Annotated in this window: 23 protein-coding genes and 1 tRNA gene; 17 read left to right on the top strand and 7 right to left on the bottom strand. The window is 41.8% G+C overall.

All coding sequences use genetic code 11. The annotated features are described in order from the left end of the window. Positions 1 to 2 precede the first annotated feature (2 nt). From GO816_RS05460 to GO816_RS05480, 5 genes are all read left to right on the top strand, one after another. Positions 3 to 530, top strand: coding sequence for a glucosaminidase domain-containing protein (locus GO816_RS05460; protein WP_157540349.1), 528 nt, complete (start codon positions 3 to 5; stop codon positions 528 to 530). A 138-nt stretch (positions 531 to 668) separates the two neighbouring features. Further along, the gene (locus tag GO816_RS05465) at positions 669 to 1,568 is read left to right on the top strand and encodes a glucosaminidase domain-containing protein (protein WP_317163594.1); all 900 of its coding nucleotides are present in this window, start codon (positions 669 to 671) and stop codon (positions 1,566 to 1,568) included. Between the two features lie 150 nt (positions 1,569 to 1,718). After that, a complete protein-coding gene (locus GO816_RS05470; RefSeq protein WP_157540350.1) occupies positions 1,719 to 2,405 on the top strand; it encodes a hypothetical protein in 687 nt (228 codons plus the stop codon). After that, positions 2,402 to 2,728 carry a hypothetical protein gene (locus GO816_RS05475; protein ID WP_157540351.1) on the top strand — a complete coding sequence of 109 codons (327 nt, stop codon included), beginning with the start codon at positions 2,402 to 2,404 and terminating at the stop codon, positions 2,726 to 2,728. The genes GO816_RS05470 and GO816_RS05475 overlap by 4 nt, the downstream gene beginning before the upstream one ends. A 62-nt stretch (positions 2,729 to 2,790) precedes the next feature. After that, on the top strand, positions 2,791 to 3,903 hold the full coding sequence (locus tag GO816_RS05480; RefSeq protein ID WP_232336498.1) for a DUF3078 domain-containing protein: 1,113 nt from the start codon (positions 2,791 to 2,793) through the stop codon (positions 3,901 to 3,903). A gap of 180 nt (positions 3,904 to 4,083) precedes the next feature. On the opposite strand, the gene GO816_RS05485 is transcribed toward GO816_RS05480, so the two are convergent. Then, positions 4,084 to 4,395, bottom strand: coding sequence for a hypothetical protein (locus tag GO816_RS05485; protein ID WP_157540352.1), 312 nt, complete (start codon positions 4,393 to 4,395; stop codon positions 4,084 to 4,086). Positions 4,396 to 4,551: 156 nt separating this feature from the next. On the opposite strand from GO816_RS05485, the gene ffh reads away from it, so the two are divergent. Further along, positions 4,552 to 5,880 (top strand): signal recognition particle protein, encoded by a 1,329-nt coding sequence (ffh, locus tag GO816_RS05490; RefSeq protein ID WP_157540353.1) that lies wholly within the window; start codon positions 4,552 to 4,554, stop codon positions 5,878 to 5,880. A gap of 53 nt (positions 5,881 to 5,933) precedes the next feature. Here ffh and GO816_RS05495 read toward each other — a convergent pair whose 3' ends face one another. The 5 genes from GO816_RS05495 to GO816_RS05510 all read right to left on the bottom strand — a co-directional run bounded on the left by GO816_RS05495 (position 5,934) and on the right by GO816_RS05510 (position 11,930). Continuing rightward, positions 5,934 to 6,947: an SDR family oxidoreductase gene (locus GO816_RS05495; protein WP_157540354.1), complete on the bottom strand. Its 1,014-nt coding sequence runs from the start codon at positions 6,945 to 6,947 to the stop codon at positions 5,934 to 5,936. 243 nt (positions 6,948 to 7,190) lie between these two features. Next, on the bottom strand, positions 7,191 to 7,700 hold the full coding sequence (locus GO816_RS05500) for a glutathione peroxidase (protein ID WP_157540355.1): 510 nt from the start codon (positions 7,698 to 7,700) through the stop codon (positions 7,191 to 7,193). Positions 7,701 to 7,747: 47 nt separating this feature from the next. Beyond that, a complete protein-coding gene (ybeY, locus tag GO816_RS18680) occupies positions 7,748 to 8,173 on the bottom strand; it encodes an rRNA maturation RNase YbeY (protein ID WP_198171426.1) in 426 nt (141 codons plus the stop codon). Then, a complete protein-coding gene (locus GO816_RS18685; protein ID WP_198171427.1) occupies positions 8,174 to 8,608 on the bottom strand; it encodes an ATP-binding protein in 435 nt (144 codons plus the stop codon). After that, the gene (locus tag GO816_RS05510) at positions 8,598 to 11,930 is read right to left on the bottom strand and encodes a DUF4175 family protein (RefSeq protein ID WP_157540356.1); all 3,333 of its coding nucleotides are present in this window, start codon (positions 11,928 to 11,930) and stop codon (positions 8,598 to 8,600) included. Before GO816_RS05510 ends, GO816_RS18685 begins: the two co-directional genes overlap by 11 nt. Before the next feature lie 236 nt (positions 11,931 to 12,166). Here GO816_RS05510 and GO816_RS05515 point away from each other — a divergent pair, with 236 nt between their 5' ends. Both GO816_RS05515 and GO816_RS05520 read left to right on the top strand, forming a co-directional pair. Then, the gene (locus GO816_RS05515) at positions 12,167 to 13,786 is read left to right on the top strand and encodes an ATP-binding protein (protein WP_157540357.1); all 1,620 of its coding nucleotides are present in this window, start codon (positions 12,167 to 12,169) and stop codon (positions 13,784 to 13,786) included. Between the two features lie 103 nt (positions 13,787 to 13,889). Next, positions 13,890 to 13,963, top strand: a tRNA-Pro gene (locus GO816_RS05520). A gap of 218 nt (positions 13,964 to 14,181) precedes the next feature. Here the strand turns inward: GO816_RS05520 and GO816_RS05525 are convergent. Continuing rightward, positions 14,182 to 14,490, bottom strand: coding sequence for a hypothetical protein (locus GO816_RS05525; RefSeq protein WP_157540358.1), 309 nt, complete (start codon positions 14,488 to 14,490; stop codon positions 14,182 to 14,184). Positions 14,491 to 14,579: 89 nt separating this feature from the next. On the opposite strand from GO816_RS05525, the gene GO816_RS05530 reads away from it, so the two are divergent. The 9 genes from GO816_RS05530 to GO816_RS05570 all read left to right on the top strand — a co-directional run bounded on the left by GO816_RS05530 (position 14,580) and on the right by GO816_RS05570 (position 23,299). Next, positions 14,580 to 16,967 (top strand): heavy metal translocating P-type ATPase, encoded by a 2,388-nt coding sequence (locus GO816_RS05530; protein ID WP_157540359.1) that lies wholly within the window; start codon positions 14,580 to 14,582, stop codon positions 16,965 to 16,967. Further along, positions 16,964 to 17,122 carry a cbb3-type cytochrome oxidase assembly protein CcoS gene (ccoS, locus tag GO816_RS05535; RefSeq protein ID WP_157540360.1) on the top strand — a complete coding sequence of 53 codons (159 nt, stop codon included), beginning with the start codon at positions 16,964 to 16,966 and terminating at the stop codon, positions 17,120 to 17,122. Before GO816_RS05530 ends, ccoS begins: the two co-directional genes overlap by 4 nt. A gap of 94 nt (positions 17,123 to 17,216) precedes the next feature. Beyond that, positions 17,217 to 19,346 (top strand): cytochrome-c oxidase, cbb3-type subunit I, encoded by a 2,130-nt coding sequence (gene ccoN, locus GO816_RS05540; RefSeq protein ID WP_157540361.1) that lies wholly within the window; start codon positions 17,217 to 17,219, stop codon positions 19,344 to 19,346. 2 nt (positions 19,347 to 19,348) lie between these two features. After that, entirely contained in the window at positions 19,349 to 19,540 is a 192-nt protein-coding gene (locus tag GO816_RS05545) for a hypothetical protein (protein WP_157540362.1), read from the top strand. Next, positions 19,537 to 20,439 carry a cbb3-type cytochrome c oxidase N-terminal domain-containing protein gene (locus tag GO816_RS05550; protein WP_157540363.1) on the top strand — a complete coding sequence of 301 codons (903 nt, stop codon included), beginning with the start codon at positions 19,537 to 19,539 and terminating at the stop codon, positions 20,437 to 20,439. The genes GO816_RS05545 and GO816_RS05550 overlap by 4 nt, the downstream gene beginning before the upstream one ends. 29 nt (positions 20,440 to 20,468) lie before the next feature. Next, positions 20,469 to 21,845 carry a cytochrome c oxidase accessory protein CcoG gene (gene ccoG / locus GO816_RS05555; RefSeq protein WP_157540364.1) on the top strand — a complete coding sequence of 459 codons (1,377 nt, stop codon included), beginning with the start codon at positions 20,469 to 20,471 and terminating at the stop codon, positions 21,843 to 21,845. Between the two features lie 4 nt (positions 21,846 to 21,849). Next, positions 21,850 to 22,281 (top strand): FixH family protein, encoded by a 432-nt coding sequence (locus tag GO816_RS05560; RefSeq protein WP_157540365.1) that lies wholly within the window; start codon positions 21,850 to 21,852, stop codon positions 22,279 to 22,281. Beyond that, entirely contained in the window at positions 22,278 to 22,961 is a 684-nt protein-coding gene (locus GO816_RS05565; RefSeq protein WP_157540366.1) for a sulfite exporter TauE/SafE family protein, read from the top strand. Before GO816_RS05560 ends, GO816_RS05565 begins: the two co-directional genes overlap by 4 nt. Before the next feature lie 116 nt (positions 22,962 to 23,077). Then, a complete protein-coding gene (locus GO816_RS05570) occupies positions 23,078 to 23,299 on the top strand; it encodes a hypothetical protein (protein ID WP_157540367.1) in 222 nt (73 codons plus the stop codon). Position 23,300 lies beyond the last annotated feature (1 nt).

Genomic DNA, 23,300 nt, shown 5'->3' on the forward strand with positions numbered 1-23,300 from the left:
TTATGAAGAAAATCTTACTGATTGCCTGTTTGTTATCTTCGGCTTTTGCGGCCTCGGCACAGAACACTTCAAAATCCTATGTGGATAAGTTCAAAGATAATGCCATTCGCATAATGCACGAGAGCGGTGTGCCGGCAAGCATCATTTTAGCTATAGCTATGCACGAAAGTGCCAGCGGAAACAGCAAACTTGCCCGTACTCAAAACAATCACTTCGGCGTAAAAGGCAGAAGCCCTGTATCTTATACAGGTCGTAAGAAAACCAAATCGGCCTACAAACAATACGACTCAGCAACAGACTCTTTTCAGGATTTTGCCCGCATCATGACCGAGCGTAAGCAGTTTAGTCATCTTTCACAGTCACTTTCACACTACGATTATAAAAGCTGGGTTAAAGGAATACAGCGCAGCGGTTATGCCAGCAGTAAAATATGGGGTTCGCAGGTGTTAGGCTTAATTAAAAGGTATGATTTGCATGCCTACGATGAGCAGCCCGATTCTGTAAAGGCCGCTGAACCTAAAAGACAATAAAAATATTATTAAAGTTTAATACCCGTCATTGCGAGGTATGAGGCAGTCACTGAACTATGCTTATCAAAGGCATCCTTCGTACAGAGATTGTTTTATATGTTGCAATGACTTTTTTATATAACAGCATTTCAATTTCCCGTGGTTAAAAACGTAGCGTACCTTTTTATAATTACCTTATTATTATCGGCTTGTTCATCGCGTCGTAAAACGGTTTACACTCCTCCCCGCACGCCCGGCAATACTACAGTAAATAAGCCTGCACCCGAGGTAAAGCGCAACCCCGAATACAAAAAGAATAATGAGCGGGTACAAAAAGAAAATCAGCCTGTAGCGAGTACAACCACGGTTACAAGTTACACCGTAGCAAGTTATATTGACCGTTTTAAAGCTATTGCTGTAAAAGAAATGAACCTTTATGGTATACCGGCCAGTATAACCCTTGCGCAAGGTTTACAGGAGTCGGGCTTTGGTAACGGCGAGTTAGCCCGTTATGCCAACAACCACTTTGGTATTAAATGCACAAGCGATTGGACCGGCCGCAGCTATTATAAAGATGATGACAAGGTTGACGACTGTTTCAGGGTATACAGCAACCCGGAAGAATCATACCGTGATCATTCGGAGTTTTTGAAACGCAAGCGTTACGCTATGCTATTTGAGTTGGATAAAAATGACTACGTTGGCTGGGCATACGGGTTAAAACAATGCGGCTATGCTACTAACCCTAAATATCCCGAATTACTTATCAACACTATAAAGAAGTATGGGCTCGATCAGTATGACCGTCCGGAAGGAGAAGTGCAAAAAATACGTCGTGAAGACCGGGTACTGGCCGAAATAAATCAAAATAGTGCTAATCCTCAAAAAGATACCATTGTAAAGGCACAGCCGGTTGTAAAAGTGCATACCGTAAGCACCGGCGATACTTTGTATAATATATCAAAACGTTACGGACTAACTGTTGAAGAGCTGAAGGCACTTAATAATATGAACGATAATAATATTAAGATAGGCCAGCAACTGATTATAGCTAAGTAACAACCGGTTTACAGGGCTGTTAAAAAACGTTAAATTTATCAAACTCAGTACGTTTGTTTTGTTTATAATTTAAACCTTTGTTCCCCGTTAAATTCTGAGTTATTGATGAGGTATTGGCTATTGTTGCTTTTTTGTTTTACAGCACCGGCCTTGTTTGCGCAAGACAAACAGGTTGCGGGTCTTGTGTTTGACAAGGATAGCAAGGAGCGTATAGCCAAAGTCAACATCCGAAACTTACGTGACGGCCAATCGGTATATAACACACTTAAGGCCGATTTTAAGATAAGCGCCCGCCCTGGCGATGCCTTGGTAGTAAGCAAACAAAATTACTTTAATGATACCGTGCGGGTACCTGCCACCGGTGATATGGCGGTATACCTTAAGGCCAAAAGTATTATGCTTAAGGAGGTAAACGTACGCGATACCACACTAACCGCCGACCAAAAGTTACAGGAAACCCGCAAAGCCTATTCTAAAATTTATGGCTCCTTAGCACATAAGGATATTTTAAGCATTGGGCCCAACGGTGCCGGAATAGGTATTGATGCTATTTGGAACATGTTAAGCCGCAGCGGACGTAATGCCACACATTTGCGCGAACTTATTGAGCAGGATTATAAGTTAAACGTAATAGACCAACGTTTTAGTAAAAAACTGGTGCAACAGGTAACCGGTTTGCAAGATCCTCAACTATCAAACTTTATGGCCCGCTACCGGCCTAGTTACTATATGGTAACCACTGCCAGTGATTACGAGTTTATTAATCAAATTAAATCAAACCTTAAACGCTTTCAGCGTAACCCTAATGCCCCGGGTTACGTGCCACTTACACCATGAAGTTTCCGGTTATTGTTGTAAGCAGCCTTAAAGTTGATGGAATGGCCGTGTTTCCGTTTATATTAGTACGTACACAAGTATTAAAAAATGATGTAGTGTTACTAAGGCACGAAACCATACATTTAAAGCAGGCAGCCGAGTTGCTCGTTATACCATTTTACTTACTTTACTTGTTGAATTATCTTGTTAACAGGCTGAAATACAATAATCATCAAACTGCCTATGAGCAAATTGTTTTTGAACGCGAAGCCTACCGCTTTGAACGTGATGATCAATATTTAAGTAGGCGAAAACTTTGGGCATGGGTAAGCTGTTTTAGCTGATACTTCAAGTAATTCAAATCAAATTTTTATCCGTTGCGCATTTTCGTTTAATTTGTTGTAATATGTTGAGAACTGCACTCACGTTTATATCTGCCTTTGTGTTTATGTGCGCCACGGTTTTTGCCCAGCAAACCGATAGCTTGCGCCGTGCCGACAGCCTGCAACGCGTTGCGCTTAATTTACAGCGAACGACCGACAGCCTTCGCCGTGCCGATAGCTTGCGCCGCGATAGTATTAAGATAGATACTAATCTTATTAACAGGTATCGTATTAGTCCGCGCCGTAACGCTGTGCCCCGCCAGTTGAGGCCAATCATTGTAACGCCCGAATACATGCCCGTTAGCATGATGGATTATAAAATAAGCTATTGGCATAAAACGGCTATTATAGGCATCAATTTCAATCAATCAAGCTTTAGTAATAACTGGACGGGTGGTGGTGTAAACTCTTTTGCTATAAACGGTAATATTGATTACAAGCTGGAGTACAATAAGCAGCCGTTTGTATTCACTACCCAGTTGGTATTGCTTTACGGCAGATCGAAAAACAAGGAGCAGCTACCCCGAAAAACCAACGACCGTATTTTTTGGGATAATAAACTGGCCACACAATTATCTAAATCGTGGTTCTTCTTCGGGTCATTAAGTTTCGAATCACAGTTTGACAAAGGTTTCAGGTACGATGCAAATAAGCCTCCGGTACTTATATCGCAGTTTATGGCGCCAGGTTACATAACCGAATCATTCGGTTTTGAATACAAGCCTAACAATTGGTTTGATTTACGTATTGGTACCGGTACAGCCCGTCAAACTTTCGTACTTAACGATGGCATTGAGTACTCCGGAAATCCGCCTAAGGCATACAACGTACAACTAGGAAGATCAGTTTATAACGAGCTTGCATTCCAGGCAGTTGCTTTATTTGATAAAGAAGTTATGCAAAACTTGCGTTTAACATCACGTTATCAAATATTTGTGCCTTACGGTCGTGGCGCACAAAATATTGATCATCGCCTCGATTTAACAATTGCTGCAAAAGTTAACCGCCTGGTTGCAGTAACAATAACAGGCGTTGCTATTTATGACAGAGATGCCTTTGTAAACCGCACCGATACCCAGCCTGGCATACAGGCCAGCGAAAACCTTGCTTTAGGTATTATTTATAGGTTCCCGTAAGGTGTTCTACATTAAATGGGCTCCTAATTTGATAGCCACATCAGGTTTGTAAAGCCATTTGCGGCAAATGAACGCGAAACTCCAAAACTGTACAACAGTATATTAAAGGTTATCACATATATTGTGAACAGAGCATAAGTTTTAAACGGTAACAATGCCGTTTAAAACTGAGTAAATGGATTATTGCGGCTTTACCACTACCTCATTTGCAACCGGCCTGCGGTTAAAACCAGGTGATTTGGTGACCACAAATACCGGCTTATTACGCTTATCAGCAGTCTTCACCATTTTATAATCGCCGGTTTGCATGTAGCTCATTACTTGTTTAAGCTCTAAAATCTTGCCTCTTTCATCCTTATATATAGGTGGCTCGGTGGTTCTGCCGCTACCATCAACAGTTACAGTTGTTGGTATTCGCTTTATAGTTTGCGCCACGGTTGCAGTTGTGGTAAATGTAATTATAATCAGGCTAAGTTTTAAGTAAGTTTTCATTGACTTTTTTAACAAGGTACATAAAAACTTTAATAATAACTAAATGGTTAGTTGTTATTTTATTTACGCTTCATGTTGGTTAATTAAGGCTTTGTATACAACCTACGGCAAAAAACAATACCTTTGTAAGCTCAAAATAAAGCAGTATTTATCAGCATGTTTGAAAATCTTTCCGATAAGTTAGACAGGGCGTTTAAGGTTCTGAAAGGCCAGGGAACTATTACCGAGATTAACGTGGCCGAAACCATGAAGGAAATTAGAAAAGCCTTACTGGATGCCGACGTAAACTATAAAACCGCCAAAGCCTTTACAGATGATGTAAGGCAAAAGGCATTAGGTGAGAACGTGCTCACTACCATATCGCCGGGGCAATTGCTCACCAAAATCATGAATGATGAGCTTACGGCGCTAATGGGTGGTACTACTGCCGAATTAACTTTTCCGGCAACGCCTACCATTATTTTAATTGCAGGTTTGAACGGTGCCGGTAAAACCACCTTTACAGGTAAGCTGGCCAACTTCCTTAAAACGCAAAAAAATAAAAAGCCTTTACTGGTAGCTGATGACGTTTACCGCCCTGCGGCTATAACGCAATTACAGGTTTTGGGCGAGCAAATAGGCATTCCGGTTTATGCTAACCTCGAAAGTAAAGATCCTGTAGCTATTGCCCTTGAGGGTATTGCACAGGCTAAGCAAAACGGCAATAACGTAGTTATAATTGATACCGCCGGCAGGTTGGCTATTGATGAGGCTATGATGCAGGAAATTGAGCAGGTAAAAGCTGCCGTTAACCCGCACGAGATATTATTTGTGGTTGATGCTATGACCGGTCAGGATGCTGTAAACACTGCAAAGGTGTTTAACGACCGCTTAGACTTTACCGGTGCAGTTTTAACCAAGTTAGATGGTGACACCCGTGGTGGTGCTGCACTATCCATTAAATCGGTTGTAAACAAACCAATCAAATTTATTGGTACGGGCGAAAAAATGGAAGCGTTAGACGTTTTCCACCCCGACCGTATGGCCTCGCGTATTTTGGGCATGGGCGACGTGGTATCACTTGTGGAACGTGCGCAGCAGCAGTTTGATGAAAAGCAGGCTGCCGAGCTGCAAAAGAAGATACGCAAAAATAAGTTTGACTTTAATGATTTTTATAGCCAGATACAGCAGATCAAGAAAATGGGTAACATGAAGGATTTGATGGGCATGATACCTGGTGTGGGCAAAATGATGAAGGATGTTGAAATTGGTGATAATGCCTTTAAATCAATCGAGGCCATCATTCAGTCAATGACTCCGCATGAAAAAGCTAACCCTGATGCTATTAATCAAAGCCGCCGTGCACGTATAGCAAAAGGTTCGGGTACTGATTTGCAGGAGGTAAACCGCTTAATAAAGCAGTTTGAAGATATGCGTAAAATAATGAAGCAGGTAAGCAACCCCGCAGCCATGGCCAACATGATGCGACGTATGCCCAAGATGTAATATAATAAACAGAAAAGCCGCTTTTAAAGCGGCTTTTCTGTTTATTGAAATATTTACGGATTACCTGCACCGCCTGATGCACCATAGATTTGCCCTGTGGCATAGCTTGCGGTTCCATCAGCTAACTGAACGTATATAGAAGCTAACTCACCCGGCTGACCCGGACGGCCCAGTGGTGTTTGGCCGCCAAACATTTTAAGTTTTTCCATTGTGGCACCCCCGCTCACCTGCAGAGGGGTCCATATAGGGCCTGGTGCTACGCCGTTTACGCGTATTCCTTTTTCGGCCAGTTGCTTGGCTAATGATTTAACCGAACTCATATTAGCTGCCTTAGTTTGCGCATAATCATATAATTCGGCCGAAGGATCATAAGCCTGCTCAGATGTAGTAAAAATGATTGCAGAGCCTGGTTTAAGGTGTGGTACGGCAGCTTTAGTGGTCCAAAACGGTGCGTATATATTAGTTTTCATGGTAGCATCAAAATCTTCTGATGATACTTCTAAAATACTTTTGCGTGTTTGCTGACGGGCGGCATTATTTACCAGTATGTCCAGTCCGCCTAAACCTTGTACAGCTTGCTCAACCAATCTTTTGCAAAAGTCTTCGCTTTTTAAGTCGCCCGGTATGGCTACCGCTTTACGGCCTGCAGCCTTTATTAAAGCAACTACTTCTTTAGCGTCTTCCTCTTCATTAGGGAGGTAATTAATAGCTACATCGGCGCCCTCACGTGCATAAGCAATAGCAGCAGCACGGCCCATACCCGAGTCGCCCCCGGTAATAAGCGCTTTACGCCCCATTAACCTGCCCGAACCTTTGTACCACTTTTCACCATGATCTGGCCGTGGTTCCATTTTGCTGGCTAAACCTGGCCAAGGCTGTGATTGTTCTTTAAATGGAGGCTTCGGGAAGCGTGTGGTAGGATCTTCCAAAGGGGCTACCGTTAAATTATCAGCCTGCGGCTGCGATGGTTGAGTTGACCCGAATACCGGCGACACTGCCGCGGCGGCTATTCCGGCTCCCAGGCCGCCAACAATTTGCCGGCGGGTAAGTTTATCTGATTGGTTCATACTGATGTGCCTGTTTGCAAAGTATAACCAACCGTAAAATGTGGTGTTTTATAATTTGTTAAATTATTTTCTGTTGAGGTAAATCAATTTGTTTTTGCCTTAGCGGTTTCTGATGCTCTTTAAAAACGAAACGCTAATGATAGGAGTATAATTTTGGAATAATAGGGGTAAAAGCGGGTAAGTTTTGAATAAAAAAACGCCCCGGATATTATCCGGGGCGTTTCATTTAAACACTCATTTAAACTATAACTGGCTGGTTATTTCAGTTGATAATGGCTTTACATTTGAACGGTAGCGGTGAATAAGTTTACCGTTCTCGTCAATTAAAAACTTTTCAAAGTTCCATTTGATATCTCCCGTAAAGTCAGGATTTTCCTGTGTGGTAAGATACTGGAACAGAGGAGCAATGTCTAATCCTTTAACGCTCACTTTTTCGCTTAAAGGGAAAGTTACACCGAAGTTTTTTTCGCAAAATGCTTTGATATCACCGTTTGAGCCCGGCTCCTGGCCGTTGAAATTATTAGCAGGGAAGCCAACAACCACCAACTTATCTTTATACTGATCGGCAAGCTTTTGTAATTCAGTATATTGTGGTGTATAGCCGCATTTTGATGCGGTATTTACAATCAATAATTTTTTGCCTTTATATTTCTTTAAGTCAAATGCTTTACCGTCAATATTCTTTAGTTTAAAATCATATACGGTAGATGGTGCTGTAAATAGCAGGGCAAGCATTAATGCTAAAATCTTCATGTTAAATGTTAGTTTTTGTTAAATAAAGGTAGCTAAACAAAAGGCAATCAAAAAGCTTTTTTTGCCAGATATTCGTTTTCTTTATCGGTCATCAACTGCTTATCGGCTGGCTTCTTATCCAGGTATCCAAGCAAATGCAATGCACCATGAATAATAACTCTATGTAGCTCATTATCAGGCCCTACATTAAATTTAACAGCGTTTTCCTGGGTGCGATCAACAGATACAAAGATATCGCCGGTAATAACACCCTCCTGTTCGGAGTTATCAAAGGTTACGATATCTGTGTAAGTATCGTGATTTAAGTACTGACGATTTATCTGCAAAAGATATTCATCAGAGCATAAAATATAATTAAGCTCCCCTAATTTGTAGCCTTCGCTAATTATAGTATCCTTTATCCAGCGTTTAAGCTGTAGCTTATTTTTTAACTTATAAGCGGTATCTTCTAAAAAAAAGTTAATAGCAGCCATTTACAATTTAAAGTGCAGCTCTACCTCATTCCCCTTTGCATTAAATATGCATTGATCGGCTAAATGCTTTAATATAAACACTCCCCTGCCGGTAAGCTTTTCCAGATTTTCTTCGGCAGTAGGGTCAGGCAAATCATTGAAGTCGAAACCTTCGCCTTCATCGGTAATAGTCCAAATAGCACGTTTGCTATCAACGTCGGCATTAACAATTACCTTTTTATCGGCATTGAGTTTATTACCATGTACAATAGCGTTTATTGCTGCCTCGTTAAGGCAGGTCATCATGTTGGCAAAAGTATCCTCGCTAACTTTAAATTTATCCGCGATCTCCTCAATCAGGGCCTCAAGCTGTGTTATGCTCTCGTACGTTGACGGAAGTTGCAGTGTAAACAGCTCCCCTGTTTGAACACCGTCTGATTGAATATTATTTTGCATTGAGTTGGTCAAAGTAACGTTTAATTTTTTGTTTGTAATAAAAATTTAAAGCAGGCGGCACAGTTTGTATTTGCTCAGTTTGCTTTGCTTTTAAGAGCTCATATTCCTGCAAAGCTTTTATATAACCCGGGGGTGTATCTATTCCAACCCTGCTTTCCCGCTGCTTATTCTGTTCCCTTTCCTGCTCTGCTTTTTCAGCATCTAGCAGGCGGTTTTGAATTTGCCGTTGCCTTATTAACGATTCCTCCGTGATTTTCTTGTTTACGAGATCGCTTTCAGTTTGTTCCATTTCTTTGGAAATTTTGTCGAGGTTGCCAAGTTTACCCGTTCCGTCCTTATTTTGCTGCCTGTTAAGCTCTTGCAGTTGTTGCCTAATTAATTGCTGCTGCCGCGCCATGCGTGCCATTTGCTCGCTTATGCTGTTGCGTTGCTGCTGGCTTTGCCCTTTGGCGCTCTCGCCCTGGTTACCCTGCTGCTGCATTTGTTCACGCATTTTTTGCATGTTTTTATTGAGTTGCTGCTGCATTTGACTCAGTTGCTGCAATGATTGCTGCTTTCCGCTTTTGCCGCCTTTGCTGCTTGCATTTTGCAAATTGTCTAATGCTTCGCTCAGCAGCAGTGCAAGGTTGTTCATGGCAGTCATTGCGTATTGCTGGCTGCGGTTTGCTTCAGGTGTACGCCTGTCTCCTAACAGCTCAAGCGCTTTATCAATATTTGTGTTAATTGCAGTTACTTCCTGGTTAACGGTTGATTGTATTTGAGGTATACGGCGGCTTAAGGCATACAAAGTGTCCTCTGCTGTTTTCAAATTATCCTTAATATTCTTCTGTTTTTGAGCCATGCCAACATACATCGGGTCATTGCCACTCATTACTTTAAAAGCCTGCATTACCTTTTCCTGTTCAAAAGAGCTGGTAACTAACACCTTTAACAATTCGCGTAGCTGTTGGGCATTAGCCATATTCTCTTCCTGTTCACCTTCTTGCTGATCTTGCTGCATTTTTTGTGCCATTTGCTGCATTTGCTGTGCTGCCTGCTGTTGTGAACTGGCAGCTTTTGACTTATCGTTTTTTTGCAATTGCTGCCTGCTGTTGTCCATTTCGCGGTTTATTTCCTCCTGCTTTTTTTCATCGGGGTTGAAATTATTTTTTTGCTCCAGCTCCTCATTCGATTTTTTAAGATTATTTAATGACTTTTGCACGCCATCAAAGTTTTTCTTCAATTCCTCCTGCTCTTTAAGCAATTGCTGCATATTGGCACCGGGCTGTTTTGTTTTTTCAGATAACGCCTGTTGTTGCTCAGCCAGCTTTTGCAACTCATTAATATTTTGATTGAGCTTTTGTTCAAACTCCAGTTGCTTGTAAAGCTCAAGCATACGGTCGAGTTCTTTTTTCAAAGATTTATTATCGTTCTGCATTTTAGAAAGCTCAGTTCGTGCACCGTCTTTCTGATCTTTTTGAATCATTTGCTGCAACTTGTTGAGCATGTCCTGAGTTTTTTCATCAAGTACATGGTTCAGCAGCTCTTCCATTTGCTTTTGCTTCTCCTGTAATTCAGGGCTTTGCTTTTGGTTTTCTTCGCGGTTGTAGCGGTCTCGTTTATTATCGGCCTGTATATCTTTAACCAATTGGTTTAACTCATTTTTTCGGCGCAGTAAATCTTCTATTTGCTTTTTTTCTTCAAAAGTTAATGAGTTTTTATTTAGCAGCAACTGGTTAAGTTTTTGTGCATCTCGCTCAACCTGTGCAGCCAATTTTACGGCCGATTGCATTTTTTGCTTTGTAGCTTTACTATTGGCATCTAATTGCCCGGCAAGCTCTTTCTGCGTAGGTACCTGTAGCGTTCGTTCGCTTGAACGAACGGTTTTCGGTCCGGTTACAGCGTCATTATCAGTTACCTCAAAGTAATAGCTTACCTCTGCCCCGGGTTCAATATTCAAATCTTTTAAATTCCAGTAGTAAAAAAAGTTTGATTGGTTTGCACTTAAATCGGCCTTTACAGCGCGAACCGTGTTTTGCAACTTATTACCCGGTTTCCTCACGTTAAAATGAAACTTTAAAGCAGTAAAGCCATGATCATCATGAATATCGCCGGTGAAATAAATTGCTTTGCTGCTAATGGAGTCTTGCTTTTGCTCTACATTTATGGAGGGCATTTCATCGGCAATAACGTTAATCCGGTATTGTGCTTTATCGCCCTCATTAACATCTTTACCTTGCGGGGTAAGGCTGTATGTTGTAGCCTTTATAATACGTTGGTTGTATTTAAACTCACCTTCTTTGTATGGTTGCAATTGTTTGCCTTGCTCATCTATTACAAATTTAAGGGCTGATGAATTAGCGGCATGCAAATACCAGTTTACCGTAGCACCGGCAGGAATGGTAAGATCGCCGGCGTTATTTAGCCTTGCACTGGTTTTATGTAAGTATGCCGGATACTGCAGTTGAACATCAAAGCTAAGTAACGATGGTTTAAGACCTACTTTTATTTCATAAGGCTGTGAGCTAAAACCATTTGCCAAAATACGGAATAATGTATTTTGCTGAAGATTGATAAACGTGTAATGAAAAGCAGAAAGGCTTTCTTTATCAATTTTAAACGTATTATTACCGGTTTGGATATAGACATTTGCCGGTAGGTTGTTGCCCTCAAGTTTAAGGTTGAGTTTAAAATCGGCTCCTTGTACCGCTTTTAAGCTTTTGTTTAATATTACAAACTTGAAAGGGGCCGCAGGTTCAAAATGTTTGTCGTGCTCAATAAGTCTTTTTGTACTCTCGGTTAGTATGGACGGCGCAATAAACGATATAGCAATAATTAATGTTAGCGGTAATGCCACCCATTTAAGATAATGCTTGTTTTGGCCAAGGTTTATGGCAGATGGAAAACTTACCGGTGTTAACGCAGCAATTTTTTGATTAATACTTGCCTCAAGCAACTGGTAGCTTTGATGACTTTGTTGCGCCTGCTTTTTAAGCTGCAAAGTATTAAGCAGTTTATCTTTTACATCAGTAAAATGTTCTCCAATAATTTCTGCTGCCTCATCATGAGTAAGTGTTTTTCCTAACCTGAAGTAAGCTAAAAGCGACGGTATAACCAGCAGTGCAATTAACGCAAGGTTAAGCAATATAAATGCATAATATAGTACGGTACGCAATACCGTATTAAAATTGCCAAAATGCTCAAGTAAAACAATGGTTAGGTATGCACTGAAGAGTCCTGCGCCCAGAAAAATAAGTCCTCTTAATAAGTTGTTAAGATAATACCTTTCTATAAAAGCATTCACCTTACTTATTAATTGGTTATAACTATCGGGCGTTTGCATACTATTGCTACTAAAGTATGGAATATAAATTTAAACGAAAATTTTAAGAAAGTATTTGCTTTACATAGCGGGCATTAAAATTTTCAGGTTTTAAATTACAGGGATTTGAAAAATGCACTTAATGGTTAAACTTTTTAATTGTTTTGAGGGTTTATGAAACAAGCAACCCAATATTTTACAACCACTTTGTTTATTTTTGTAACGAAGGCATACACTCTACAGTTGCATAAACGGAAATGATCAATACTCTGCCATCGTTAAATAGTGAAATGTTACTCCATGTTTTGTCGTTATCAAAAGATGCAACGGCTATTTACAGCGGCAGCGAACTTGTAATTGCGTTTGCTAATAACGCAATGCTCGAGTTTTGGGGTAAAGACAGCAGTATTATAGGGCAATCATTAATTGATGCTGTACCAGAATTGCAGGGCCAGCCTTTTTTTGCTTACCTGCAAGGTGTATTTGAAACGGGGATAAGCAAAGTAGGCATCTCTCCTGCAGAAACTTTGCGTAATGGCATGTTGCAAACAAGGTATTATGAGTATGAATACAAGGCTGTGAAAAATGCGGCCGGCGTTACTTATTGCATATTACACACAGCAGCTGATGTAACTAACAACGTGTTAGGACAAGAAGCAATAGAACGTTCGCGCGAGCAGGAGGAGGCGCTTAACCGTGAAACTAGTTTGAACGAGGAGCTGGCAGCAGCCAATGAGCAATTGGTATCAACTAACGATGAATTGCAAAAGGCACAGCAACAGCTTAACGAGTTAAATGCGGAGCTTGAAAGAAGAGTATCAGGCCGCACGCGTGAGCTACAGGAAAGCGAATCGAGATTCAGGGCTATGGCCGAAGGCTCGGGTATTATGATAGCAGTTGAAGATGATACCAGTCAAATTACATTCTTGAGCAAAGCTTGGGCTGATTTTACCGGCCAGAACCAAGCCACGCTTGCAGCCAACGGATGGACCGACTTTATACATCCTGATGATAAGCAAAAATACCGTGAACTTTACCTTGCAGCGTTTAATAAGTGTGAACCATTTACAGGCGAGCTGAGACTGCGCGGCGTTAATGACCATTATTACTGGATACTTTCTAAAGGCAACCCTCTGTTCAGGCCCGATGGTTCATTTGCCGGTTATATAATTACTTGTGTTGATATTACCGAGCAAAAAGAGCTTGAGCAGCGTAAAGATGACTTTATAAGTATTGCTAGCCATGAGCTAAAAACTCCGCTTACCAGTTTAAAAGCTTCTTTGCAATTGATGGACAAAATTAAGCATAACCCAACCAACGCTATGATGCCTAAGCTTATTATGCAATCGCGTAAGAGTATACAGCGCGTAAGCACACTGGTTGATGATTTGCTGAACGTGCGCCGCCTGCAACAGGGCGAAATGCAACTGAATAAAACTTATTTTATATTATCGCAGCTACTTAACGCCTGTGCAAATCCAATTGCTATCACCGGCTCCCACCGCATAAGCATTACCGGTGATTTGGAGTTGGAAATACTGGCGGATGAACATAGAATAGACCAGGTAGTGACCAATTTTATTAATAACGCCGCGAAATACGCACCCGATTGCGGACTGATTTCCATGCATATTGAACAGGTCGATGGAGTTGTAAAAGTTTCAGTATCTGACACAGGTCCGGGTATTCCTAAAAGTAAAATACAGCATTTGTTTGACAGGTATTACCGCGTTGATGCCTCCGGATTTCAGGTATCAGGCCTTGGTTTAGGATTATACATAAGTGCAGAAATTATTAAGCGCCACGGGGGCGAAATTGGTGCAGACAGCGAGCTTGGACAAGGAAGCACCTTTTGGTTTACCTTACCTATTGATTAGCGACAGCTTTGGAATAAAACAGAATACTGGATTTTATATTTTTTATCAAAAATATATATTTGCACCCCTGATAAATATTCAGAATAGTTTAGCTAAAAGCTTTCGGGATGTAGCGTAGCCCGGTATCGCGCCAGCATGGGGTGCTGGAGGTCGTAGGTTCAAATCCTGCCATCCCGACTAAAAGAGCGTATTTAAAAAGTTTTACGACTGATTGAATATGCTTTTTTTGTTTTCAGTTTCCAAAGTTAACCTCTTTGTTGACCTTCTATTATCATAACTTAATCAGTTATGACTACAATAAATATTGAATGCGTGATCAACGAGGCAAATGACACTACTATCAGTGTCAAATGCGTAACCTGCAACGAGTGATTAACCAAGCGATTAATGACAAATTACTCAATCAAGATCAATATCCCTTTAGACAAAAGAAATGTAGTGTCACAAAAGGTTAGTGAGGTTACTTCTAGGTCAACTATTCTAACATTTAATACCGGCAAATAAGCAATGATGATGTAAATGATGGGTTGGAATGGCTTATTACGCACGGCCGCATTGATATGCTGGCTATGGTGCATCACCGGCCCAGCATCCTTGAACATTGGGTAAACGGCAGCCATACCAAAACGAAGGCCAAGCGTACTCATAAAACCATATTGGTTTTTCCGGTATCTAAAATAACCCGGTATTTTAAAGAGGGTCATTAGGAAGTGATTTTAATCACTTCTTAACCTAATAGCAGTCATTCTGTAATCAATAGTTATAACCCAATTTTGGGGTATAGCTATTGATCATGATTATAGATGCGCTTACCCAAAGCACCTGCTACCATTGCGGCGAAGATCTTGCCGGCAGTAATTATGTGCTGGATGAAAAAAAATTTTGCTGCGCGGGCTGTAAGGGCGTTTACCAGGTACTTTCTGAGAGTGGTTTATGCAATTACTACAATTACAACAACCATCCGGGCGCCAACCGGGCAGTTATTGACAAACGGTTTGAGTACCTGGACGAGCCTACGATTATTAATGACTTAATTGATTATACGGATGATAAGCTGACGGTAGTAACACTGTACATTCCTTATATTCACTGCAGCTCGTGTATTTGGCTGCTAGAGAATTTAAACCGAATTAATCCGGCTATCTCATATTCCCGTACCGATTTTCTGAAAAAGCAGCTTAACGTACGGTTCAATCATCAGGAAGTTAGCTTGCGGCAGGTGGTGGAATTACTGTATGATATAGGTTATGAGCCCTTAATAAACCTGCAGGATATTGTTAAAAAACAAACAACTGGCCAGAAAAGCAATTTGGTGAAAAGGATTGCAGTTGCCGGCTTTTGCTTTGGCAATGTAATGCTGTTGAGCTTTCCGGAGTATTTGGGCTTATCGGGTTATGAAGAAACCTTCAGGCAGTTTTTCGGGTGGCTTAATATACTGTTTTCATTGCCCGTAGTATTTTACAGCGGTACAGAATATTTTGCCTCGGCGTGGAATAATCTGCGCAACAAAGTGCTCAATATTGATTTCCCGCTGGCGCTGGGTATAGCCGTATTGTTTATACGTACGCTTGCCGAAATACTGACTCATAGTGGCCCGGGCTTTGCCGATACGTTGTGTGGCTTGGTTTTCTTTTTGCTGGTAGGCAAGTTTGTACAGCAAAAAACATATTACCATATTTCGTTTGAACGCGATTACCGTTCGTTTTTCCCGGTGGCGGTACAGGTGATAGAAGAGGAAAAGGAGAAACCGGTACCCCTTTCAGAACTGAAGGTTGGCCAGCGTATGCGCGTGCGGCATAACGAAATTATACCGGCTGATGCTATATTGCTGCAAGGCGAGGCGTTGATTGATTTTAGCTTTGTAACGGGCGAGTCAGTTCCGGTTCACAAAACACTGGGAGAAGTGGTGTTTGCTGGGGGGCGCCAAACTGGCGAAGCGCTGGAGCTGGAAGTAATCAAACCGGTGTCACAAAGCTACCTTACCCAGCTCTGGAACAACGAGGCCTTTACCCGCAACGAGCAAAACCGTATGCAAACCTTTAACGAGCGGGTAAGTAAATACTTTAGTATTGTTTTGCTGCTAATCGCATTTGGTTCATTACTTTTTTGGTTACCAACTAATTTCACAAAAGGAATTTCAGCCTTTACAGCTGTACTTATAGTAGCTTGCCCTTGTGCTCTGGCCCTTAGTACACCATTTACTATGTCTGCTGTACTGAGCATCTTCGATCGTAATTTATTTTACCTGAAGAACACCGCGGTAGTTGAGCAGTTAGCCCGGATTGATACTGTAGTGCTTGACAAAACGGGTACAATTACCACCGGAGAAAATGCTGTTGCTGAGCAGCAGGCCAAATTTACAGATACTGAAAAGCAAATGGTTTACAGCCTGTGCAGCAACTCGGGTCATCCGCTTAGCCGGCAAATATGCAGGTTAATGGGCTCTTATAACCGGCTGTCCCTTTCATCATATCAGGAAGTACCCGGAAAAGGTTTGTCGGCTTGTGTTAATGGTCATGAAGTAAAAGTAGGCAGTGCATCCTTTATGCAACTCAAACACCTTACAACAGGCAAGTATACCGAAGTGCATGTTGTGATTGATGATGTCTACTGCGGGTCATTCCGCTTTAAACAAAGCCTTAGGGCTGGGTTAAGTGATATATTCAAATTAAGACCCAAATACCAGTTTTACCTTTTATCAGGAGACCAGGATCACGAGCGAGAGGAAATGGCTGCATATTTCGGTCCGTTGGGATTTATGCATTTTAGCAAATCTCCTCAGCAAAAACTTGATCACATAAAATCATGGCAGCTTACAGGCCGTAAAGTAATGATGATAGGCGATGGGTTAAATGATTCGGGCGCTTTGAAACAAAGTGACCTGGGTGTTGCCATAACCGACAATGTTAACAACTTTTCGCCCGGAAGTGACGCCATTTTGGACGGGCGGTCACTAAGCAAACTACCAGCATTTTTTGGCTTTGCCAAAGATGGGGTTAAGATTATCCATATTTCGTTTGGTATATCACTTACCTATAACTTGTTAGGATTAAGCTATGCGGTGACCGGCAGCCTTTCACCTTTAATTGCCGCCATACTCATGCCGCTAAGTACAGCCACTATCATATCATTCACCAGTATTGCTACCAGGGTAGCAGCAAAAAAGCGTCAACTGCTATGAGCATCATTTACTTTCTTATAGGCTGCAGCATTTTGCTGGCCCTGGTTTTTTTGGGTGCATTTTTTTGGGCGCAACGGCATGGCCAGCACGATGACCTGTATACACCTTCCGTTCGAATCCTGCTGGATGATGAGCCTCGCGAAGAAGAAAAGTGATGTACATCAGTTTTTGAGCCAACTGACATCATTCTGTCAGCCGGCAGGCCAATCTAACTTTACCGCATCAAATAAGACCAACTTAATTTAATCTATGCAACCCGAAAAATTTTACTACGATAACAAGATTGTGCGCAACTTCGGGATAGCCACCATTGTCTGGGGAATTATAGGCATGACGGTGGGGCTATTGGTTGCCATACAATTGTTTAGCCCAGCGGCCAACCTGGGTAATCAGTATACCACATTTGGCCGCATACGCCCACTACATACCAATGCGGTAATTTTTGCCTTTGTGGGTAATGCCATATTCATGGGCGTTTATTATTCGCTGCAGCGGCTGCTTAAGGCCCGCATGTTTAGTGATGTGTTAAGCAAGATACACTTTTGGGGCTGGCAGCTCATCATCCTTTCAGCAGTGTTAACCCTACCGCTTGGTTTTACTACCTCACACGAGTACGCCGAGTTAGAGTGGCCTATTGATATTGCCATTACACTGATATGGGTGGTGTTTGGCGTTAACATGTTCGGCACTATATTTAAGCGTCGCGAACGCCATTTATATGTGGCTATATGGTTTTATATAGCCACGTTTGTAACCATTGCAGTTCTGCACATTGTTAATTCTTTTGAGCTGCCTATATCCGGTTTAAAAAGTTACTACCTGTTTGCCGGTGTGCAGGATGCATTGGTACAATGGTGGTACGGGCACAATGCGGTTGCGTTCTTTTTAACTACACCATACCTGGGTATGATGTACTACTTTTTACCCAAAATGGCTAACAGGCCGGTTTACTCTTACAAGCTGAGTATCCTGCACTTTTGGGCGCTCATATTTATCTACATATGGGCAGGTCCTCACCACTTGCTTTATACCACATTGCCCGGTTGGGCACAATCATTAGGCGTGGCATTCTCTATTATGCTTATTGCACCAAGCTGGGGCGGTATGATCAACGGCTTACTTACTTTACGGGGGGCGTGGGATAAAGTGCGAGATGACGTGGTGTTGAAGTTTATGGTAGTAGGTTTAACCGCTTACGGTATGGCCACTTTTGAAGGCCCGCTGTTGTCATTGAAGCAGGTTAATGCGGTAGGCCACTTCACTGATTGGATTGTGGCACACGTGCATGTTGGCGCTTTAGGTTGGAATGGCTTTTTAACTTTTGCCATACTGTACTGGCTGATTCCGCGCATTTACAAAACCAACCTGTTTTCTAAAAAGATGGCTGCCTTCCATTTTTGGATTGGTACCCTGGGCATTCTGTTTTATGCTATACCGATGTATGGGGCCGGTTTTACACAAGGGCTGATGCTTAAAGAGTTTACGCCTGAAGGCATGCTTAAGTATCCTAACTTTTTGGAGACCACCATGCGCATTATTCCAATGCATGTGATGCGCTCAATAGGTGGATCATTCTATCTGTTAGGCGTAATTGTAATGGCTTACAATTTAGCGCGTACCATGTTGCAAGGTAGCCTGGTAAGTAATGAGGCAGCCGAAGCCATGCCACTGGAGCCCGTTTACGTAAAACAAAACGGCGATATATGGCACAAGGTTATTGAGCGTAAACCTATTCGTTTAATGGTGCTCTCTTTAATCGTGATTCTCATCGGTACGTTTATCGAGTTAATGCCAACCATGACAATCTCGTCTAACATACCCACAATAGCTAGCGTAAAACCCTATACACCGCTGGAGTTGCAGGGGCGTGATTTATACATACGCGAAGGCTGCTCTAACTGTCACTCTCAAACGGTAAGGCCATTTCGGTCAGAAACAGAGCGCTATGGCGATTACAGCAAAGCTGGCGAATTTGTATATGATCACCCGTTCTTGTGGGGATCAAAACGTACCGGTCCCGATTTGCACCGCGAAGGTGGAAAATATGGAAATGCCTGGCACTATAACCACATGATGGACCCACGCCTGATGTCGCCTGGTAGTATTATGCCTAATTATGATTGGTTGCTTAACCAGGACCTGGATACAACCACAACAGCTGCTAAAATTACAGCTATGCGAAGATTGGGGGTACCGTATGCACCGGGTTATGCACTTAAAGCAAACCAGGACTTGAACAAACAGGCTCAGGAGATTGCCGATAACCTGGCTAAAGACCACATCAAAGTAAAACCGAATAAAGAAATCGTGGCCATTATTGCTTACCTGCAACGCTTAGGAACCGATATCAAAGTAAACAAAACCGCTAATAACCAATAATTATGTTCAAGCAGTTTACCGAAAACGTGTCGGGTAATCAGATTTACCTGCTCGTATCATTAGCCATTTTCCTGGTGTTCTTTATAGTAGTAAGTATTATGCTTATAAAGAGCCGTAGAGAGCATAACGACTACATGAGCGATATGCCACTGCGTGACAGTTTTGTTGAACCCGACAGCTTTTTATCACGATGAAACTTCTAAAATATATTATAATCTGCCTGCTTGTTACCGGTGCACAAACAGTTAATGCTGCTGATGATAGCCTGATTACACCTGCTGTAAGAGATTACCTTGGTTATGGTGCCATTATATTAATTATGGTTACCATTATAGTAGCTATGTTGATGATTAACCGTGCTTTTAAGCTGGTAGCCAAGGTGTTTTTGCCCGCAGAATATGCAGCAATGGAAGTTGCCCGTAAAAAAGCTAAGATCAAGAAGCCAAAAGCCCAGGTTATCCAGAAACTGTTATCGTTAAAGCCGCTTTCTGAAGAAAAATCAATACTTATTGAGCATGATTTTGACGGTATACATGAGCTGGATAACCCAACGCCGGCCTGGTTTATGGGTTTGTTTTACGCCAGTATTATATTTGGTATAGTTTACCTGCTCAGCTATCACGTGTTTGGCTTTGGGCAGTTGCAGGACGAGGAATATAAAACTGAAATGCTGGTTGCAGCCAAAGAAAAGGAGGCTTATTTAGCCAAAGCAGCCAATCGTGTTGATGAAACTACCGTAAAGCTCTCAACTGAGCCAGCTGCACTGGCCGAGGGGAAAAACGTTTTTAAGCAAAGCTGTGCACCTTGTCATGGCGATAAGGCGCAGGGTATGGTTGGCCCTAACCTAACCGACGACTACTGGCTGCATGGCGGCAAAATCAGCGATGTTTTTAAAACCATTAAATACGGCGTTACGGCTAAAGGTATGCCAACCTGGGAAAAACAGCTATCGCCTAAACAGATAGCCGATGTAGCCAATTACATTAAGTCTATACGCGGTACCAACCCTTCGGGTGCAAAAGAGGCACAAGGCACTAAAGAAGATGACGAACCTGCCGTTGCTGCTAATACCGCCATGGTAGTTCAAAATTGATTTTTTTATCCTAAATAAAGCAAAGAGTCATGCTTTTATCTGAAACGAGCAAGTTGGATGCTGCAACTGATGGGAAACGAAAATGGATGTATCCGCTTGTTCGTAAGGGTAAACTATACCAGTACCGCAGCTGGCTAAGCTATATTTTCCTGGCATTATTTTTTACCGCGCCTTACTTGCGTATAAACGGCAACCCAGTTTTATTATTTAATGTACTTGACCGTCGCTTTGTAATATTAGGACAGGTTTTTTGGCCGCAGGATTTTTTCTTGTTTGTGCTGGCCATGCTGGCTTTTGTGGTTTGTATTGTGCTGTTCACTATGGCTTTTGGAAGAGTGTTTTGCGGGTGGATATGCCCGCAAACGGTTTTTATGGAAATGGTTTTCCGTAAAATTGAAATCTGGATTGAAGGCGATGCGAGGCAACGACGCAAATTAGACGAAGGCTCCTGGACAGCCGAAAAGATTGGCAAGAAGACCGGTAAGCATTTATTATTCCTGGTCTTATCTTTTTTTATCGCCAATACTTTTCTGGCCTATGTTATTGGCAGCGATGCTTTAATGAACATCATTACAGAACCTGTAAACCTGCACCTCTCAGGTTTTATAGCTATTTGGATTTTTGCGTTGGTATTTTACCTGGTGTACAGCCAGGTGCGGGAAATTGTATGTACTGTGATTTGCCCCTACGGACGGTTACAAACGGTGCTTACGGATAAGCATACATTGATGGTGGCCTATAACAATGTAAGGGGCGAGCCTCGTGGTAAGCGCTCAAGAGATAAAAACAATCAAAAAGGAGATTGTGTGGATTGCGGCTTATGTGTAGACGTATGCCCAACCGGAATTGACATTCGCAATGGCACGCAGCTAGAATGTATAAACTGTACGGTTTGTATTGATGCCTGCAACCAGGTAATGGAGAAAATAAACCGTGAAGTGAACTTAATTGGCTTCTACTCTGAAGAAATAATTGAAAAGGGCAGCAAGCCGAGGTTTACTGCCAAAATGGGTGCCTATTCTGCCGTTATGGTGATTTTGATGGGCGTACTTAGCTATTTTACACTACAGCGCAGTGATATTGATATAACAGTATTACGTTCGGCGGGGCTGCTTTACCAAGAACAACCCGGCGGGTATATCAGCAATATATATAGTGCTGATTTAATTAATAAAACCAATACCAGTCAACAAATTACCCTTGAAGCTGATAATCCAGCTGTGAAGATAAAATACATACAGCCTGTAAAGACCTTGAATAAGGAAGAATCAGCCAGGACAACCTTCTTTATCATAATGCCTGCCAATACCATACATGAGGCCAAAACCAACATTCACTTAAAGGTAATGCAGGGTAAAACAGTGATGGGTGAAACTAAAACCACTTTCATCGGACCAATAAATTAAGATTATGCAAATGAACTGGGGAAAATATTTGATGCTGGGCATGGCAGCATTCATGACATTTATCATTAGTATGGGTGTCTACATGTTCACCCAAAGCAAAGATGACTATGACAAGCTGTATTATGAAAAGGGCTTAAACTACGATCAGGATTATCTGCGCGAAAAACAGGTTATAGCTGACAAAGCTCAGCCAGTTATCAGCTTTAATAAAGAATACTTGCAGCTTCATTTTTCGGCAGCCATAAAAGGCAAAATTTACCTCACTCGCGCTGCTGACCGGCACATGGACCGAACCTTTGCGTTAAAAAGTGATAATTCTGATAATATTGTTTGGATACCCTTATCAAAACTGGCGAAAGGCGAGTGGAAGTTGCGCGCCGAGTGGCAGAGTAATCAAAAAGACTACTTGTATCAACAAGCCATTCTTATAAAATGAGCAATAATGAAATAGCTTTTTTTATAGGCATATTCAGCAGTATGCATTGTATAGGTATGTGCGGGCCATTGGCATTTGCTCTGCCTGTTAAGCAAGGGTATAAATGGCTGCTGATATGGGATAAGCTATTGTACAACTTTGGCCGTATAGTTACTTACGCTTTTTTAGGGTTACTGGTTGGTTTGCTGGGTAAACAGTTATGGCTTGCTGGCCTACAGCGTTGGGTAAGCCTTTTAAGTGGTATGCTGGTGATAATTGTAGCCATATTCAAGTTACTGAAAGTTTCATCAGCCTTGCAAAGCATGTTTATTGCCCAGCCTTTGAATCGCTTATTGATCGCATTGCTAAAAAAAAACGCGGGTCATTTTGTGATAGGCGTGTTAAATGGCTTTTTGCCTTGTGGCTTTGTGTACCTGGCGTTGGCTGGCGCTGTTGGAATTAATGGTGTTACCAATGCAGTGGAGTATATGGTTTGTTTTGGTTTAGGAACTATGCCCTTAATGTTACTGTTTACTATCGGCACAGGCTTTGTCACTCAGGCATTGCGTAAATACGTAACCAAGTTTGTGCCGTATTTCATGCTGTTTTTAGGAATATGGTTTATGCTCAGAGGGCTGCAGTTGGATATACCGTATTTAAGTATGCCTCAAGCTACTGCAGATAGCAGCATATGCAAGTAGTTCTCAATTAATTAGTCTTTTAATATGTGTTTACAATCATTTTTTATCCTGACAATCATCAGGGGTTAGGTACGCTCATGCGCCCATCTTTGTGATACAAGTTAAAACAAAACATCATGGCAACTTTAAAAACTATCGCGCCTGCAACCTGGACCATTGCACCTGAGCAAACCAACAATACATCATTAAACTTGTGGTCAAAGTTTAACACATTTGCCGATAGCCAAAAAGCGAATCATACCCTATGGTTCTTTATTGTGCTTATGGTACACGGTGTGTTTTTTTTGCCGTTACCAGCCGTTTTAATGTTTTACTTTAATGCACCGGTTGGTGTTTAGC

Source organism: Mucilaginibacter aquatilis, from assembly GCF_009755275.1.
In the GTDB taxonomy this organism is placed as follows: Bacteria; Bacteroidota; Bacteroidia; order Sphingobacteriales; family Sphingobacteriaceae; genus Mucilaginibacter; species Mucilaginibacter aquatilis.

Excerpts from the sequence above, each read along its gene's own strand:
- GO816_RS05525 (WP_157540358.1), bottom strand. The coding sequence starts at position 14,490 with ATGACCCTCTTTAAAATACCGGGTTATTTTAGATACCGGAAAAACCAA.
- GO816_RS05550 (WP_157540363.1), top strand. The coding sequence starts at position 19,537 with ATGAAACTTCTAAAATATATTATAATCTGCCTGCTTGTTACCGGTGCA.
- GO816_RS05515 (WP_157540357.1), top strand. The coding sequence starts at position 12,167 with ATGATCAATACTCTGCCATCGTTAAATAGTGAAATGTTACTCCATGTT.
- GO816_RS05480 (WP_232336498.1), top strand. The coding sequence starts at position 2,791 with ATGTTGAGAACTGCACTCACGTTTATATCTGCCTTTGTGTTTATGTGC.
- GO816_RS05500 (WP_157540355.1), bottom strand. The coding sequence starts at position 7,700 with ATGAAGATTTTAGCATTAATGCTTGCCCTGCTATTTACAGCACCATCT.
- GO816_RS05475 (WP_157540351.1), top strand. The coding sequence starts at position 2,402 with ATGAAGTTTCCGGTTATTGTTGTAAGCAGCCTTAAAGTTGATGGAATG.
- GO816_RS05460 (WP_157540349.1), top strand. The coding sequence starts at position 3 with ATGAAGAAAATCTTACTGATTGCCTGTTTGTTATCTTCGGCTTTTGCG.
- ccoS (WP_157540360.1), top strand. The coding sequence starts at position 16,964 with ATGAGCATCATTTACTTTCTTATAGGCTGCAGCATTTTGCTGGCCCTG.
- GO816_RS18685 (WP_198171427.1), bottom strand. The coding sequence starts at position 8,608 with ATGCAAAATAATATTCAATCAGACGGTGTTCAAACAGGGGAGCTGTTT.
- GO816_RS05530 (WP_157540359.1), top strand. The coding sequence starts at position 14,580 with ATGATTATAGATGCGCTTACCCAAAGCACCTGCTACCATTGCGGCGAA.
- ybeY (WP_198171426.1), bottom strand. The coding sequence starts at position 8,173 with ATGGCTGCTATTAACTTTTTTTTAGAAGATACCGCTTATAAGTTAAAA.
- GO816_RS05510 (WP_157540356.1), bottom strand. The coding sequence starts at position 11,930 with ATGCAAACGCCCGATAGTTATAACCAATTAATAAGTAAGGTGAATGCT.
- GO816_RS05560 (WP_157540365.1), top strand. The coding sequence starts at position 21,850 with ATGCAAATGAACTGGGGAAAATATTTGATGCTGGGCATGGCAGCATTC.
- GO816_RS05485 (WP_157540352.1), bottom strand. The coding sequence starts at position 4,395 with ATGAAAACTTACTTAAAACTTAGCCTGATTATAATTACATTTACCACA.
- ccoG (WP_157540364.1), top strand. The coding sequence starts at position 20,469 with ATGCTTTTATCTGAAACGAGCAAGTTGGATGCTGCAACTGATGGGAAA.
- ccoN (WP_157540361.1), top strand. The coding sequence starts at position 17,217 with ATGCAACCCGAAAAATTTTACTACGATAACAAGATTGTGCGCAACTTC.
- ffh (WP_157540353.1), top strand. The coding sequence starts at position 4,552 with ATGTTTGAAAATCTTTCCGATAAGTTAGACAGGGCGTTTAAGGTTCTG.
- GO816_RS05495 (WP_157540354.1), bottom strand. The coding sequence starts at position 6,947 with ATGAACCAATCAGATAAACTTACCCGCCGGCAAATTGTTGGCGGCCTG.
- GO816_RS05570 (WP_157540367.1), top strand. The coding sequence starts at position 23,078 with ATGGCAACTTTAAAAACTATCGCGCCTGCAACCTGGACCATTGCACCT.
- GO816_RS05545 (WP_157540362.1), top strand. The coding sequence starts at position 19,349 with ATGTTCAAGCAGTTTACCGAAAACGTGTCGGGTAATCAGATTTACCTG.
- GO816_RS05565 (WP_157540366.1), top strand. The coding sequence starts at position 22,278 with ATGAGCAATAATGAAATAGCTTTTTTTATAGGCATATTCAGCAGTATG.